16 protein-coding genes are annotated in these 16,000 nt (G+C 64.7%); 12 read left to right on the forward strand and 4 right to left on the reverse strand.

Translation table 11 applies throughout. From position 1 onward, the window contains the following. Window positions 1-30: 30 nt before the first annotated feature. Both WDX12_RS18775 and WDX12_RS18780 read right to left on the reverse strand, forming a co-directional pair. Window positions 31-1,620: a GMC family oxidoreductase gene (locus WDX12_RS18775; RefSeq protein ID WP_434721555.1), complete on the reverse strand. Its 1,590-nt coding sequence runs from the start codon at window positions 1,618-1,620 to the stop codon at window positions 31-33. A 4-nt stretch (window positions 1,621-1,624) separates the two neighbouring features. Next, complete coding sequence (locus tag WDX12_RS18780; RefSeq protein ID WP_434721556.1) at window positions 1,625-3,127, reverse strand: aldehyde dehydrogenase family protein; 1,503 nt, start codon at window positions 3,125-3,127, stop codon at window positions 1,625-1,627. 205 nt (window positions 3,128-3,332) lie between these two features. Here WDX12_RS18780 and WDX12_RS18785 point away from each other — a divergent pair, with 205 nt between their 5' ends. From WDX12_RS18785 to WDX12_RS18835, 11 genes are all read left to right on the forward strand, one after another. After that, window positions 3,333-4,229 carry a hypothetical protein gene (locus WDX12_RS18785; RefSeq protein ID WP_434721557.1) on the forward strand — a complete coding sequence of 299 codons (897 nt, stop codon included), beginning with the start codon at window positions 3,333-3,335 and terminating at the stop codon, window positions 4,227-4,229. 40 nt (window positions 4,230-4,269) lie between these two features. Continuing rightward, complete coding sequence (locus WDX12_RS18790; protein ID WP_320294579.1) at window positions 4,270-4,857, forward strand: YceI family protein; 588 nt, start codon at window positions 4,270-4,272, stop codon at window positions 4,855-4,857. Window positions 4,858-5,039: 182 nt separating this feature from the next. Further along, window positions 5,040-5,828 (forward strand): SDR family NAD(P)-dependent oxidoreductase, encoded by a 789-nt coding sequence (locus WDX12_RS18795; RefSeq protein WP_434721558.1) that lies wholly within the window; start codon window positions 5,040-5,042, stop codon window positions 5,826-5,828. Between the two features lie 13 nt (window positions 5,829-5,841). Next, complete coding sequence (locus tag WDX12_RS18800; protein ID WP_434721559.1) at window positions 5,842-6,636, forward strand: MoaF C-terminal domain-containing protein; 795 nt, start codon at window positions 5,842-5,844, stop codon at window positions 6,634-6,636. Window positions 6,637-6,653: 17 nt separating this feature from the next. Continuing rightward, window positions 6,654-7,046, forward strand: coding sequence for a nuclear transport factor 2 family protein (locus WDX12_RS18805; protein ID WP_434721560.1), 393 nt, complete (start codon window positions 6,654-6,656; stop codon window positions 7,044-7,046). 64 nt (window positions 7,047-7,110) lie between these two features. Then, the gene (locus WDX12_RS18810) at window positions 7,111-8,319 is read left to right on the forward strand and encodes an amino acid ABC transporter substrate-binding protein (RefSeq protein WP_434721561.1); all 1,209 of its coding nucleotides are present in this window, start codon (window positions 7,111-7,113) and stop codon (window positions 8,317-8,319) included. 83 nt (window positions 8,320-8,402) lie between these two features. Continuing rightward, entirely contained in the window at window positions 8,403-9,140 is a 738-nt protein-coding gene (locus WDX12_RS18815; RefSeq protein ID WP_434721562.1) for an ABC transporter ATP-binding protein, read from the forward strand. Beyond that, entirely contained in the window at window positions 9,133-9,843 is a 711-nt protein-coding gene (locus tag WDX12_RS18820) for an ABC transporter ATP-binding protein (RefSeq protein ID WP_434725671.1), read from the forward strand. Before WDX12_RS18815 ends, WDX12_RS18820 begins: the two co-directional genes overlap by 8 nt. A 3-nt stretch (window positions 9,844-9,846) precedes the next feature. After that, window positions 9,847-10,740 (forward strand): branched-chain amino acid ABC transporter permease, encoded by an 894-nt coding sequence (locus WDX12_RS18825; RefSeq protein WP_434721563.1) that lies wholly within the window; start codon window positions 9,847-9,849, stop codon window positions 10,738-10,740. Between the two features lie 17 nt (window positions 10,741-10,757). Beyond that, on the forward strand, window positions 10,758-11,720 hold the full coding sequence (locus tag WDX12_RS18830) for a branched-chain amino acid ABC transporter permease (RefSeq protein WP_320294586.1): 963 nt from the start codon (window positions 10,758-10,760) through the stop codon (window positions 11,718-11,720). A gap of 186 nt (window positions 11,721-11,906) precedes the next feature. Next, complete coding sequence (locus tag WDX12_RS18835; RefSeq protein WP_434721564.1) at window positions 11,907-12,866, forward strand: dihydrodipicolinate synthase family protein; 960 nt, start codon at window positions 11,907-11,909, stop codon at window positions 12,864-12,866. 108 nt (window positions 12,867-12,974) lie between these two features. Here the strand turns inward: WDX12_RS18835 and WDX12_RS18840 are convergent, their stop codons facing one another. Together WDX12_RS18840 and WDX12_RS18845 are read right to left on the reverse strand one after the other, a co-directional pair. Beyond that, the gene (locus tag WDX12_RS18840) at window positions 12,975-13,103 is read right to left on the reverse strand and encodes a hypothetical protein (protein WP_434721565.1); all 129 of its coding nucleotides are present in this window, start codon (window positions 13,101-13,103) and stop codon (window positions 12,975-12,977) included. 91 nt (window positions 13,104-13,194) lie between these two features. Further along, window positions 13,195-14,118, reverse strand: a complete 924-nt coding sequence (locus WDX12_RS18845) for a LysR family transcriptional regulator (RefSeq protein WP_434721566.1) — start codon at window positions 14,116-14,118, stop codon at window positions 13,195-13,197. 178 nt (window positions 14,119-14,296) lie between these two features. Here WDX12_RS18845 and WDX12_RS18850 point away from each other — a divergent pair, with 178 nt between their 5' ends. Further along, window positions 14,297-15,997 (forward strand): GMC family oxidoreductase, encoded by a 1,701-nt coding sequence (locus WDX12_RS18850; RefSeq protein ID WP_434721567.1) that lies wholly within the window; start codon window positions 14,297-14,299, stop codon window positions 15,995-15,997. Window positions 15,998-16,000: the final 3 nt, after the last annotated feature.

Below are 16,000 nucleotides of genomic sequence, written 5' to 3' on the forward strand. Positions count from 1 at the left end.
CGCGGCTTGCAAGGTCGCGCGGTTGGCTCGCTATTTCGCGTCCAGGATGAAATCGGCGCAGCGGTCGCCGATCATGATCGCCGGCGCGTTGGTGTTGCCGCTGGTGAGCCTCGGCATGATCGAGGCATCGGCGATGCGCAGGCGCGGCACGCCGCGCACGCGAAGCTGCGGGTCGACCACCGCTAGGTCATCCGTTCCCATCCGGCATGTGCCGCAGGGGTGATAGACGGTCTTGGCGTGGCGGATGATGTGGTCGGTTATCGCCTGGTCGCCGAGATCGTCCGCCCTGCCTGGCGCAAGCTCCTCGGCGACGACCTCGCGCAACGCCGGCTGACGCACAATGGCGCGCGCGACCTTCATACCGGCAAGAAGCAAGGCAAGGTCGTCGGCATGCGACAGGAAGCCGGTGGTGAAGCGGATAGGGTCGCTTGCGTCGGCGGAGCGCAGCCGCACCGAGCCGCGCGATTTCGGCCGCAGCAAGCACGGGTTCAGCTCCATGCCGTGGCGCTCGACCGAGCCGTGCTCGGCATTTTCGATCATCACCGGCAGCACGTGGAATTGTATGTCAGGTCGACCGTCGCCGTCGGTGTCGAAGAAGCCGCCGCTCTCGACCACATTGGAGGCGAGCAACCCGCGACGGAACATGAGATATTCGATGCCGTGCCGCAGCGCCTTCAACCCGCGGTCCTCGCCGAGTAGCGAGACCGGCTTGCGGGTCAGCGCATAGAGCGGAGCGGCGACATGATCCTGCAGGTCCTGGCCGACCGAAGGCATGTCGCGGATGACAGGAATGCCCATCTCGGCAAGATGCGCCGCAGGACCGAGACCGGACAGCATCATGAGCTTCGGCGTCGCCAGCGCGCCGGTGGCAAGGATGACTTCGGCCTTCGCCGAGGCCACATGGTCGTGGCCGTCCGGCGTCCGGTAGGACAGGCCGGTCGCGGCGCCGTTCTCCAGCGTCAGCGCCGTCACCAGCGCATCGGTGACGATCTTGAGATTTGCGTTGCCGGCGAGCGGCCGCAAGAACACCTTGGCCGCCGACTGTCGCTCACCTTCTGCGGTCGTCGTCTGGTAGAAGCCGACGCCCTCCTGCCGTTCGCCGTTGAAGTCGTCATTGAAGCGATAGCCGGCCTGTTGCGCCGCCTTGACATAGGCAAGCGACAACGGATGCCGGTAGCGTGGGTCGGAGACCGGCAGCGGACCTTCGGTGCCATGCCGTTCGCCTGCCAGCCGCTCGTTGCGCTCCAGCCGCCTGTAGACCGGCAGCACGTCGTCCCAGCTCCAGCCGGGGCAGCCGAGATCGCGCCAGCCGTCATAGTCTTCAGCTTGCCCTCGGATGTAGAGCATGGCGTTGATCGACGAGCCGCCGCCCAGCGTCCGGCCTTGCGGGATCGGCAGCGAGCGGCCGCCGACGCTCGCCTCCGGATCCGACTGGTAGATCCAACTGCGCGCCGTGCCGATCACCTTGGCGAAGGTGGCGGGCATGTCGATGAAACGTGTGTTGTCGGCCGGCCCCGCTTCGACGACCAGCACGCGCTTGCCGGCCGCGACAAGCCGGCTCGCCAGCGTGCAGCCGGCCGAGCCTGCGCCGGCGATGATGTAGTCGTAAGCCTCCGTCATCTGGTCAGGCGTAGCGCATGATGGCGGTCTTGGTCTCGAGGTAACCCTCGATCGCCGCGCGGCCGTGCTCGCGGCCGATGCCGGACTGCTTGAAGCCGCCGAAGGGCGCCGCCGGATCGAGCGTGTTGTGCGAGTTCACCCACACCGTGCCCGCCTTGAGGCCATGGATCGCCGTCATCGCCTTGCCCATGTCACGCGTCCAGATCGAGGCCGACAGGCCGTAGCGCGTATCGTTGGCGATGCGGATCGCCTCGTCGAGATCGGCGACGGGCATCGCCGCCACCACCGGCCCGAACACTTCCTCGCGCACGATCTCCATCTCCGGCTTCACATGATGCAGGATGGTCGGCGCCACATAATGGCCCCTTGCGGGCACGGGGCGTGCGCCGCTGACACGTTCGACGCCGGCCGCAAGGCTGCGCTCGACGAAACCCTGCACGCTGTTGCGGTGCTTGGCCGAGACCAGCGGATTGATCTGCGCTTCCGCGTCGCGGCCGGCGCCCATCGTCATGCCGTCGGCGATTTCGGCGAGCCGCGCCAGCGTGCGGTCGTAGATCGGCTTCTCGATCAGGAGCCGCGACGCCGAGGTACAGACCTGGCCCTGGTTGAAGAACATGCCGAGCCCGGCAAGCAGCGGCTCGATGCCGTCCTCCATGTCGGCGAGCAGGATCATCGGCGACTTGGAGCCGAGTTCCAGGGTGAAGCGCGCGACTCGGTCGACGGCGGCGTGACCGATGCGTTTGCCCACCTCGGTCGAGCCGGTGAAGGTCAGTTTGTCGATGCCCGGGTGGCGGATCAGCGCTTCGCCGGTCACGCTGCCGCTGCCGGTGACGATGTTGATGACGCCAGGCGGGAAACCTGACGCCTCGATCAGTTCGGCGAGCCTGAGCAGGCCGAGCGGCGTTTCCTGCGGCGGCTTCAGCACGATCGTGCAGCCGCAGGCGAGCGCCGGCGCGATCTTCCACATGCCGATCAGCAGCGGAAAGTTCCACGGCACGATCGCGCCGACGACGCCGACCGGCTCCATCACCGTCATCGCATGATGCTTGGCGCCCGGCGGCACCGGGATCGACACCTGGAAGGTCGAGCCTTCGATCTTGGTCGCCCAGCCGGCATAATAGCGCAGCCAGTCGACGGTGCCGCCGGCGCTCAACATGCGCGCGACGCCCAGCGATTTGCCGTTTTCGATGCTTTCGATCTCGGCGAGCAGATCGGCGTCGGCCTCGACTGCATCGGCAAGCTTCAGCATCAGGTTCTGGCGGTCGACCGGCCGCATCGAGGCCCATGGCCCTTCGAGCGCCGCGCGTGCCGCGCGCACCGCCTCGTCGACGAGTTCGGGGCCGCTCTCCGGCACATAAGCGACGATCTCACCGGAAGCGGAATCATCGACCGCCAGCCCGTCTCCGGCGAGGCCATCGACGAAACGTCCATTGATGAAGGGCCGATGCGGCCGCGACAGGAACGCTGCGGCAGCCACGCTGATCGGCGGCACGGTTCTCTCGTTCACGCCATCCTCCTCGAATGCTGACGACATTTTTTCGAGAGGGTTATGGAGCGCGCCAGGCACCTTCAAGCCGAAGCCGTCGCGAGTGCGCTTTCAGTCAAAACAAAGTTCCCGCTCGGACAAGACGCTTCGCTCAAGGCCAATCAAGATTGAATGACGAGATCAGCCACGCCGGATGGTCTCAATCAGTGTTGGAGGGCGGCGGCGGTTGAGCGCAATTCTCGGCAATCCGATGGTCACCACCGCCGCGCTGCCGCTGCTGCTTGGCATCGTGCTGGCGCTCGCTGCGCGCTTTGCCCTGCCGGCCGCATCGCCGGTGTTGACGCTGTTCTGGGCAGCGCTGCTCCTGTTCTTCTACTGGGACACGCTTGGTCCACCAGCCGTGCCGCCGGTCGCCGCCAGCCAGAAGCTGATCTATCTCGCTTTCGCCGGCATCGTCATCGGTCTGCTGCCCGAGCGGATGCTGGGCCGCGCAACGAGTTTTGTCGCCGTCATCGCTTTTGCGGCGGCCTTCCTGTGGCTCGGTTGGCGGCGGCTGGCCGGCGGCTCGCTCGACCTGCAGATGATTGCCGCGCTGGCTGTCGGACTGTTGACGCTGATCGGCGCCGCGCTGCTCACCGCACGGCAACCCTCGCCAATGCCGTCACCCGAAGAGCCGTTCCTGGCGCCGGCAGCGGTGCTCGTCCTGTCGCTCTCCGCCGCCATCGTCTCGGTGCTCGGCGCATCGATCGTCACCGGGCAATTGCTTGGTTCGCTCGCCGCGCTGATCGGCGGCTGGTGCCTCGTGCAGTATGTCGTGATGCTGCGCGGCGGCGCTGCCGTCTGGTGGAGCAAGGGCGTCGAATTCCTGCTGCTCTACGCCGCCGCCACGGTGCTGGTCCAGGTAGCGCTGCTCGCGCCCAAGGCCAATCCCGCCGCGCTCATCCTGTCGTCCTTGCCGCCGATCGCCGCCGTGCTCGTGCGCGGCCGGCTGCAAGGCCTGCTTCCCGGCACTCGGCCTTTGCGGCCGCTCGTCGCCGGCATCCTGATCGCCATTCCGGCGATGCTGGCCATCGTGACGGCGATCGTCTGGGCGCCGCACGGGGCAGCCCTCGGCTTCTCATGAGCCGGGTCCAAACACAACAACCAACAACAGGGAGAAACATGTGAGAACGAGAAAACTGATTGCCGCGCTCGCTTTCGCCGGCGCATCCATGCTGGCCGTGTCTGCCCATGCCGACAACTACGAGATCGACGGCCAGCACGCCTGGGTCACCTTCACCATCAAGCACGGCATCTATGGCATCGCGCATGGCCAGTTCGACGACGTCAAAGGCGCGATCACGTTGGACAAGGCCGATGTCACCAAGAGCAGCGTCAAGGCGGAGCTCGACGTCGGCTCGGTCCATACGGCTTTCGATCAGCGCGACAGCGATTTGAAGGGACCGGACTTCTTCAATGCCGCCGAGTTCCCGAAAATCAGCTTCGAAAGCACCAAGGTCGAGAAGGTCGACGACAAGACCGGCAAGGTCACCGGCAATCTCACCATCAGCGGCGTCAGCAAGGAGGTCACGCTCGACGTCAAGCTGCTCAACGAGGCGCAGGCGCCGTGGGACGCGACGCTGACCAAGGCCGCCTTCAGCGCCACCGGCAAGGTGAGCACCGCCGACTTCCCGATGGCCAAGGCGGCCGATGGGTTCGGCCTTGGACCTGAGGTGGAGATCGCCATCGATCTCGAGGCAATCAAGAAATAGGCCGCCGCAAGCCAACCGCATGGTGCCGCGCGGCTAGTTCGCGCGGCACCCAAGAGGAGCGGAGAAGTGCGCGCTCAGTCAAAACAAAGTTCCCGCTCGGACAAGACGGCGGAGATCTCTCGTCGCACACTCCAGGTCAACGATCGGCAGCATTTGGGCCTCGTGCCCGCAAGGACCGCAGCATGAGATTTTCCGGCAAGACGGCATTCATCACCGGCGGCGGCACCGGCATCGGCGCCGCAGTCGCCCGGCGCATGGCCGCCGACGGCGCCAGGGTGGTGCTGATGGGCCGGCGGCGCGAGCCCCTCGAGGCCGTAACCAGGGACATTGGCGGGCTGGTCGTGCAGGGCGACGCCGCCGATGCAAAAGCAGTTCGAGCGGCCCTTGCCGAGATTCACGAAAAGATTGGCCCTGTCGATATCCTCGTCGCCAATGCCGGCGGTCATGGTGTCGGCCCGACGGTGACGATGAGCGACGAGACCTGGGCGCTGGCGACGCGCACCAACCTCGACACCGCTTTCGTCTGCGCCCGCGAATGCCTGCCTGACCTCATCGCGCGGAAGGGCAACATCGTCGTCGTCGCCTCGATCGCCGGCCTGTTCGCAGGACCGGCGGCGGCGGGCTACGTCACCATGAAGCACGCCTGTGTCGGCTTCGGCAAATCGCTGGCGCGCGACTATGGCCGCCAGGGCGTTCGCACCAACATCATCTGCCCCGGCTGGGTGGCGACCGCCATGGCCGACGAGCAGATGCAGGTAATCGTCGACAAGCACGGGCTTGGCTCGATCGAGGAAGCCTACAGGCTTGTCACCAAGGACGTGCCGCTCGGCCGACCGGCGACGCCGGAGGAGGTGTCCAACGTCATCTGCTTCGTCGCTTCCGCCGAGGCGGCGATGATGAACGGTTCGATCCTGACCGTCGATGGCGGCGCCACCGTCGTCGACCTGCCGACGCTTGCTTTTGTCGATTGATTTGGAGATGGCGATGAACGACCAGAACAGACCCGCCGACTGGAAGCATTTTGACGACTTTGCCGCCGGCATCGCCACCAACCGGCTGCCGACAACCGATGCCTTGCGCGGCCGGACCTTCAAGATCACGCTGAAAACCGGCCGCGTCATCGATCTCGCCTTCACCGCCGCGGACACGGTGGCATGGAGCGAAGGCAACGAGGCCGGCGCCGACTGGTACGAGGCGCTGGAAGTCGCGCCGCAAGTCTTCTTCATCAACATGACCTTTGCCGCGAGGCCGGCCGAGGACGAAGCCTTCATCGTCGACACCAAAACGCGGCGGGTGCTGTCGGTGCGCGAGCGGGTGCGCGAGCCCGGCGAGGCGCAGGGCGAACCGCGCGTCGCGCAAGTCTATTCCGCTGGCGTGCTGGGCGATCCCGCCATGCCGCCGACCGGCCGCGAGCCGGCGCCGACGCGCGACCTGATCGGGTTGACCGCGCACTACACCTACAGCCCCAACCATGTTTACGAGCACATTTATCTCAGCTCGCAGCGCTACGCCTGGCAGAACCTCGTCGGCGTCCAGCGCGGTCACGGCGACGTCGATCTGGCCACCACCTGGAAGTTCGCCGACAACCTTTATGTCTTCGGCTTCCGCGAGTTCATCATCCCGGTCGCCTCGCTGTTCTTCTACAATTGGGAGACGATGCGCTCGACCGGCAAGTTCCTCGGCGTGACGAGCCAGGGCAAGGTCGAGAACAAGCCCGCCGGCGCCTTCATCGAGAAGAAATCCCGGGCCGTCTACGACCCGGGCCAGGAACCTGTCTGAGCGTCGGGATCAGCATCATGAGCAGCAAGAACTACGACGCCATCAAGGCCCACTACGCCGGCTCCGACGCCAAGGACCTTGCGGCGATGATGGCGCCGATCACCGAAAGCACGGCCTGGACCGAGATGGCCGGCTTTCCCTATGCCGGCACCTATATCGGCCCCGATGCGGTCATCGCCGGCGTCTTCAAGCGCATCGGCGAGGAGTGGGATGGTTACACCTTCGCGCTCGAGAAACTGGTCGACGGCGGCGCCACCATTATCGGCATCGGCACCTATTCGGGCACCTGCAGGAAGACCGGCAAGCCGATGACGGCGCGCGTCGTCCATGTCTGGGAAATGCGCGACGGCAAGGCCGTCAGTTTCGAGCAGTTCACCGACACCAAGCTGGTCGCCGATGCGATGAGCTGAGGCGCAGCGAATGCGGGCCTCGCCTTGGGAGGATCGGCCCGATGGAAAACCTGGGAGGATGGAAATGGAAATCAGTCTAAAGGGAATGCTGGCGGGCCTTTTGCTGTCCACAGCGCTGACTGCCGGCGGCACGGTCGTCGCCAATGCTGCGGGCGACGAGATCGTCATCGGCGCGCCGATCTCGCTGACTGGGCCGCTTGCCGGCGACGGCAAGGAGCAGAAATGGGCCTACGAGCAGGCGGTCGCCGACATCAACAAATCAGGCGGCATCATGGTGAAGTCGGCCGGCAAGAAGCTGCCGGTCCGGCTCGTCGTCGCCGATGATGAGAGCTCCGAGGGCAAGGTCGCGTCCGCGCTCGAAAACCTGATCAAGGTGCAGAAGGTCGACGCGCTGCTGTCGACCCATTCCGGTCCGATGAACATCGCCGGCGCCATCGTCGCTGAGAAATACAAGAAATTCTATATGATCACGACGGCCTTCCCCTTCGAGTGGCAGCCGTTGAAGCTGAAATACTCGGCGCTGTTCTTCTTTCATCCGGGGCCTGGCGCCGAAGTGCCGTTCCAGATCTGGGACAAGCTGCCGGCCGATGAAAAGCCGAAGCATCCGGCGCTGGTCTCGGAAGACTCGCCCGACGGCAAGGGCTTCGGCGGCGCGTTCGAGGCGGCGGCGAAGAAATACGGCTACAGCTTCGCCGTCGACGATCCCTGGGCGATCGGCGCCACCGACTATTCGGCGCTGATCACCAAGCTTAAGGCCGCCGACGTCGACGCCATGCTGGTCTTCGGCTCGCCTGCAGACACCGTCACGCTGCTCAGGCAAATGAAGGAGCTCGGCTTCTCCGTGCCTTACCTGCATGGCTGGAAGGGCACCTGGACCGGCGAGTTCCACGAAGCGCTCGGGCCGGATTCCGACTACATCCTGACCGACGGCTTCTGGTCGGCGAGCTATCCTTACAAAGGCGCGAAGGAGCTCGGCGACCGCTACGAGGCCGAGTTCAAGAAGGACTCCGTCACCGTCGGCGCCTTCTACGCCAACGCGCAAGTGCTGGCGCAGGCGATCGAGAAGGCCGGCAGCACCGATGCCACCGCCATCCATGACGCGATCTTCGGCCAGGAGTTCAAGGACACCGTGGTCGGTGACCTGAAATTCGACGAGACCGGCTTCGCGCTGATCCCCAGCGTCGCCACGCAATGGTGGCAGGGCAAGCACCAGCTCATCTATCCGGACGGCAACTGGACCTACAAGCCGGCCCCGGCCTGGGACAAGCGCTGATAAAATCAGAGAGGCGGGCGGGCGGGGCCGGTCGCCAACGCGACCCACCCCGGTATCGTCACTAAGGGGATAATGGGAACACGATGCAGCCTGACGGAACCTTGCTGCGCCTCGAGGCGGTCAAGAAGCGCTTCGGCGGGCTTGTCGTGCTCAACGACATCGACATCGCCGTCGGCTCCAACGAGCTGATCGGCCTGATCGGGCCGAACGGCGCCGGCAAGTCGACGCTCTTCAACGTCATCACCGCCATCTATGCGCCGACCGAGGGGCGGGTACGGTTTCGCGGCAAGGACATCACCGGCATCGCGCCGCACCGCATCGCGCGGCTGGGTATCGCCCGCACTTTCCAGCTGGTGCGCACCTTCCTCACCATGACCGCCTTCGAGAATGTCATGGTCGGCGCCGTCTACGGGGCAGGGGGGCGGGTCAAGCATGCGACAGAGACAGCGAACTCCGCGCTCGAACTGGTCGGCCTGACGGCGCGGCGCGACATGCGCACCGCGCATATGACGCTCTCCGATCGCCGCATGCTGGAGATCGCGCGCGCCGTCGCCTCCGATCCGGCGCTGCTTCTGCTTGACGAACCGATGGCCGGCCTCAACCCGACCGAGATCCAGCGCATGGTCGACGTCATCCGGCGTGTGCGTAGCGAGAAAGGCATCTCGATGCTGTGGGTCGAGCACAAGGTCGACGCCATCATGAAAGTGTGCAGCCGGGTGATCGTGCTCGACCACGGCGAGAAGATCGCCGACGGCACGCCGCGCGACGTCACGCAAAACCGCAAAGTCATCGAGGCCTATCTTGGCGAACCGGCTGCTTGAAGTAAGCGATCTCGAAGTCGCCTATGGCGATGTCGGCGCGCTGTGGGGCGTGTCGCTCCATGTCGATCCCGGCACGATCGTCGCGCTGGTCGGCGCAAACGGCGCCGGCAAGACGACGCTGCTTAGGACCGTATCCGGTCTGCTGAGGCCGAGGGCCGGCGACATCCGCCTGTCAGGCCAATCGATCACGGGTAAGGCGCCGCAAGAGATCGCCCGCATGGGCATCGCCCATGTGCCAGAGGGGCGCGGCCTGTTCCGCCAGATGACGGTGCTGGAGAATCTCGAGCTCGGCGCTTTCCAGCCCAAGGCTCGCCCGCGCACGAAGGAACTCCTGGAGAAAGCCTACACGCTCTTTCCGCGCCTGAAGGAACGCGCGCACCAGAAAGCCGGTTCGCTCTCCGGCGGCGAGCAGCAGATGCTGGCGATCGCGCGGGCCACCATGTCGGAGCCGTCGCTGCTCATCCTCGACGAGCCGTCGTTGGGCCTCAGCCCGCTCGTCGTGCAGCAGATGTTTTCGCTCATCCAGACCTTGCACGGCCAGGGCGTCACCATCCTGCTCGTCGAGCAGAACATCCACCAGGCGCTTAAAGTGGCCGACTACGCCTTCGTGCTGCAGACGGGCTCGCTCGCCATGCAGGGCACCGGCGACGACCTCATCGCCGATCCCGAAATCCAGAAGGCCTATATGGGCGTGTTGGAGTAATCGATGTTCAACCTCCCGCCTCCCGACATCCTGCTCCAGCTTTCGCTCAACGGCGCGCTCGGCGGCGCCATGTATGGCGTCGCCGCCGTCGGCTTGAGCCTCATCTTCGGCACCATGCGGCTGATCTTCCTCGCCCAGGGCGCGATGATCATTTTGGCCGCCTATTTCGTGCGGGCACTGTTCTACGGCCTCGGCATCGACCCGTTCCTGTCGCTGTTGATCGTCGTGCCGGTCGGGCTCGGCGTCGGCTGGCTGATCTATCAGGGCCTGTTCCGCAAGGCGGCCGCCGAGGAAGACCGCAACGTCTCGCTGCTCATCGCCGTCGGCCTGATGTTCCTGGTCCAGAACCTGATGACGGTGATCTGGGGCGGCAACACCGCCGGCGTGGTGACGAGCTATACGGCGAGCGGCATCGAGCTCCTGGGCGTGCGCACCTCGTTCACCCGCTCCATGGGTTTCCTGATCGCGCTCGCCGGCACCGGGCTGGTGATGCTTTTCCTGCGCAAGACGATCGTCGGCAAGGCGGTGCGCGCCGCTTCGGAGGACATGGACGCCGCGACCCTGATGGGCATCAGCCCGCACCGCGTCAATGCGATTGCCTTCGCCATCGGCATTTCGCTGGCGGGCGCGGCCGGCGTGGCGGTTGCGACGACCTTTCCGTTCAATCCGTTCGCCGGCTTCATCTTCAGCCTGAAGGCGCTGGTGGCACTGGCGTTGGGCGGCATCGGCAATGTCACCGGCGCCTTGGCCGGCGGCATCCTGCTCGGCCTGATCGAAGCCTATGTGCAGTTCTTCATCTCGGGCGGCTGGACGAACGCCATCGCCTACGGCGTCTTTCTCCTGGTGCTGATGTTCAAGCCGGAAGGCCTGTTCAGCCGTCCTTACAAGAAGGCATGAGAGCGATGAGCCGGGCCTTGCAATGGATCGCAATCGTCGTCGTCGCGGCGCTCGCGCTGCTACCCTTCCTGCCGGGCGCCGTCGACGCCTATTATTTCTCCTTCCTGTTCTTCGTCTTCCTCTACGCCATCATGGCGCAGAGCTGGAACCTGGTCGCCGGTTATGGCGGCCAGATCAGCCTCGGCAGCCACGCCTTTTTCGGGCTCGGCGCCTACACCACCGCCATCCTGTGGAGCGGCAACTATCTCTGGGGCTCGCTCTATGACAGCCATCCGAACATCTATTATTTCGACCCGGTGACGATGCTGCTGGGTGGCATTGTCGCGGCGATTGCCGCGGTCATCATCGGCCTGCCGCTTCTGTCGAAACTGCATGGCGATTATTTCGCGCTCGGCACGCTCGGCTTTGGCGAGATCGTCAAGGTGCTGTTCGTCAATGGCGGTGACTTCACCGGCGGCGCCTTCGGCATCGTCGCTCCCGCGAGCAGCTTCGACACGCTGCGGCCGCATTACTGGGTCGGGCTCGGCCTGACGGTCGCCACCGCTTTGGCCATCCGCGCGCTGATGCGCTCGCGCTACGGCCTGGCGCTGATCGCCGTGCGCGACGACGAGATGGCGGCGTCCGCCAACGGCATCGACACGCTCAAGGTCAAGGTCGCAGCCTTCGCCGGAAGCGCCTTCATCGCCGGCATCGCCGGCAGCCTCTACACCTTCTACATTTTCCATGTCGGGCCGGACTCGGTGTTCGACCTTGACTGGATGCTGCTGCCGCTGATGATGACGGTGGTCGGCGGCACCGGCACGCTGCTCGGCCCAATCCTCGGCGCGCTGGTGATGTACGCCGTCTTCGATCTTGCCCGCATCGTCGTGCCGGACTACCACCCGGTGATTTCGGGGCTGACGATCATCCTGGCGATGCTGTTCCTGCCGAAGGGGATGATGCGGCTGGGGCGCAAGGCGCGGCGACTGAAGTCGGCCTGACGGGGGAGATTGGGAGGCCTCAGATCGTCGAGGCGCATCGTTTTATCGAGGCGGGCGAGCAGTTCGGCAAGATCGGGGTGGTGGTTTGAGGCGCGCTTCGCGCCGCAACGCGACTATCCGCTTGGCAAGCGGTGCCGGTCGGGACAAACTGAGCCATCCGCGTGACGCCTCAAGGAGACTCCGAAAATGACCGCCAATGTTTTTTCCGGCTGCATGCCGGCGCTGATGACGCCTTGCACCGATGACCGCCTTCCCGACTTCGACGCGCTGGTGCGCAAGGGGCGCGAGCTGATCGCCGCCGGCATGTCGGCGGTCGTCTATTGCGGCTCCATGGGCGACTGGCCGCTGTTGACCGACGCGCAGCGCATGGAAGGCGTCGAGCGCCTGGTGAAGGCTGGCGTTCCGGTGATCGTCGGCACAGGCGCGGTCAACACCGCCAGCGCCGTGGCGCACGCCGCCCACGCGCAAAAGGTCGGCGCCCGGGGCCTGATGGTCATCCCGCGCGTGCTGTCGCGCGGGCCGTCGGTGACGGCGCAGCGCCACCACTTCAAGGCGATCCTTGCCGCTGCCCCCGACCTGCCGGCCGTCATCTACAACAGTCCCTATTACGGCTTTGCCACGCGCGCCGATCTCTTCTTCGCGCTGCGCGCCGAGCATCCGAACCTCGTTGGCTTCAAGGAGTTCGGCGGCCCGTCGGATCTGCGCTACGCCGCGGAAAACATCACCAGCCGCGACGATGAGGTTGCGCTGATGATCGGCGTCGACACCGCCGTCGTCCACGGTTTCGTCAACTGCGGGGCGTCCGGCGCCATCACCGGCATCGGCAATGTCCTGCCTAGGGAAGTGCTGCATCTCGTCGGCCTGAGCCAGGCGGCGGCGAAGGGCGATGCCGAAGCGCGCCGGCTGGCGCAGGAACTGGACGCGGCGCTGGCCGTGCTGTCCTCTTTCGACGAGGGCCCGGACCTTGTGCTCTATTTCAAGCACATGATGGTGCTGAAGGGTGGCCCCGAATACAGGCTGCACTTCAACGAGACGGACGCCTTGAGCGACAGCCAACGCGGCTATGCCGAGCAGCAGCTCAAGCTGTTCGACACATGGTACGCCCAGTGGTCGAGGCAGCCCGTCATGGCAAGATACGCGGCCTGAGCGGCGATCGCGCTGACGAAATGTTCGGCGGTGCAAGCTGGCCCGTTGGACAAGCTGCGCTGCGGCTCAGTCGAAGGCTTAATAGGCCGCAGCCGAACCGGGTGTGGCCTAAAGGCGCTCGATGTCCTGACGGGGCGGGGCGCCGAACAGGCGCCGATATTCGCGGCTGAACTGCGAGGGGCTGTCATAGCCGACCGCGTATCCTGCCGTGCCGGCATTGGCCCCGTCGGCAAGCATCAGCCTTCGCCGCGCTCGTTCGCAACTGCGACTATAAGGTCCAGGTCGAACGCGTGGAGACTGACCAGCGTCGAAGCGCACCGTTTGCCGCTTATCCCCACACTCGCTGAATGGCATCGAAGGCGTGGGCGATGCTTGGATCGAGAATGCGCGCGTTCAGGCAAACGAAACTGAGCGTTGTTTCCACTTTGACGTCGGCGATGACCAATCCATTGGCCTGTTGTTCATGCAGGGCGATGGATTCACGGCAAAGGCTGAGGCCGACGCCGGTGCGTACCATCGCCAGCATTGAGGCTTCCTGATCAACGGATGCGACCACGTTCTGGCGTACGCCGAGCCTGGCAAACAGTCGCGACAGCAGCCGGTTATGCACCGACGCATGTGGGGTGCCGATCCACGGCAGAGTGGCAAGGCCGCTCCAATCCTGGCCTCGTATAACACCTCCGAGCGACGGTGGCCCGACAACATGGTAAGTCAACCGCGCCAATTCCTTGACATGGAAGAGCTGCTCCTGAGCCCCAGCCGCGAGGCCCGCGACGGCATCGAAATCCTTGATGTCGCCAAGGAAGAATCCGGCGTCCAACTCGTCCTTTTTCAGCATCTCGGGCACCTCGCCGCTCATGCCGTGGCGAAGCTCCGTTTCAATTCCAGGCCCGCTCTCGACCAGCGCCTTCAGAAAGGCACCCAGCCGGGTAAATTCCGGATCGATGATTGTGCCGATCCTCAGCCTGCCGCGCAGCTGCGTGGTCAGGTGTCGGGCGGTCTGGCTGAAATCCACCAGCGAGGCGAGCACCTGCTCGGCCTTGGCCGCAAGCAGGGCGCCGTCCCGGGTGAGTTCCAACCCGGTGGCGGTGCGACGGAAAAGCGTGATGCCTGTATCTTGCGCCAATCGCTTCAACTGCAGGCTGATCGCCGGCTGAGTGAGGTGCAGCTGGTCGGCCGCGCGGGTTACGTTTCCCTCGCGGGCGACGGTGACAAAGGCCCTCAACGTTCTCAAATCAAGCGGGCGATGCATTATCAATCGACGTTATAATTGTAAGAGCTATTTGTCATTGGATTTTCCCACTCATCCCGCACTATCGGTTATCCGGATGAGGGAGGAGTGCGCCACAAATGACGCTTCAAGCGAACGTACCTTATAATGCTTCGCCACGAATACCATGCAGCCGCCGCCTGAACAGGGTCGCTCCCTAATGAGATCCCGTGTTTCTTCGCCAACCAATCATACGTTCGACTATGTCGTCGTCGGCGCCGGTTCGGCCGGTTGCCTGCTTGCCAACCGGCTGAGCCGCGATCCGTCCAAGCGCATCCTTTTGCTGGAGGCCGGCAAGAACGACAACTATCCCTGGATTCATATTCCGGTCGGCTATTTATACTGCATCGGCAATCCGCGGACGGATTGGCTGTACAAGACCGAGCCCGACGCCGGATTGAACGGGCGGTCCTTGCGTTACCCGCGTGGCAAGACGCTAGGCGGCTGCTCCTCGATCAACGGCATGATCTATATGCGCGGCCAAGCGCGCGACTATGCCAATTGGGCCGCGCAGACCGGCGACGATGCCTGGGCATGGGCAAACGTCCTGCCGGACTTCAAGGCTCATGAAGATCATTACCGCCTTGATGCAGGCGAAGATCCCCCAACGGGTGGCAATAGCCGATTTTCCGACATGCATGGGCACGGTGGCGAGTGGCGAATAGAGAAGCAACGCCTAAGTTGGGAGATCCTTGAGGCCTTCGCGGAGGCGGCAGTGGAGGCAGGTATTCCGCGATCAACCGACTTCAACAGCGGCGACAATGAAGGCGTGGGGTATTTCGAGGTCAATCAGAAATCCGGTTGGCGGTGGAACACCTCCAAGGCCTTTCTACGTCCGGCCCGCAACCGGACCAATCTCGTCATCTGGACCGAAGCCCAGGCTGAAAGGCTGCTCATCGAGTCTGGTCCGCAAGGACGAAAGCGCTGCGTCGGCGTCGTCATGCAGCGCGGCGGGCGGGAGGTGACCGTCCGAGTTGATGGGGAGGTCATACTCTCGGCCGGCGCAATCGGCTCACCGCAGATTCTACAATTGTCCGGAATCGGCCCGGCGGGGCTGCTTCAGCGGCACGGGATCCCCGTTGAACTGAACTTGCCGGGCGTCGGCGAAAACCTGCAAGACCACCTGCAGATACGGGCCGTGTTCAAGGTCAGTGGCGTCAAAACACTCAACACGCTGGCCAACAGCCTTTTCGGCAAGGCCAAGATCGGTCTCGAATATGCGTTGCGCCGCAGCGGACCTATGAGCATGTCGCCGTCACAACTGGGCGCCTTCGCGCGTTCCGACAAGGGCCAGCCCTACGCGAACTTGGAATATCATGTTCAACCGCTCAGCCTTGACGCGTTCGGCGAACCTCTCCACACGGTGCCGGCAATCACGGCCAGCGTGTGCAATCTCAACCCGACCAGTCGTGGCAGCGTGCGCGTCCGCTCGAAACGCGGCAGCGACGCTCCGGCGATCGCGCCGAACTATCTCAGCACGGCGGAAGACCGCCAGATCGCCGCCGACAGTATCCGTCAGATTCGCACCATCGTGTCGCAGCCAGCGCTTGCAAAGTACAAACCCGTCGAATGGAAACCTGGCGTCGAGTTCCAGAGCGATGCGGAACTCGCGAAGCTTGCGGGCGACATCGCCAACACCATTTTTCATCCGGTCGGCACGACGAAAATGGGGCACGACGGCGACGCGATGGCTGTCGTCGACAGCCATTTGCGCGTCAGGGGTATACAAGGTCTGCGCGTCGTGGACGCCGGTATCATGCCGAGTATCACCAGCGGAAACACCAACGCGCCGACGCTTATGATCGCCGAAAAGGCAGCGCGCCTGATCATTCGAGAGGCGCGGGCGCGAGGTCACGCATGACAG

Source organism: Mesorhizobium sp. RIZ17 (assembly GCF_051127865.1).
GTDB lineage: Bacteria > Pseudomonadota > Alphaproteobacteria > Rhizobiales > Rhizobiaceae > Mesorhizobium > Mesorhizobium humile.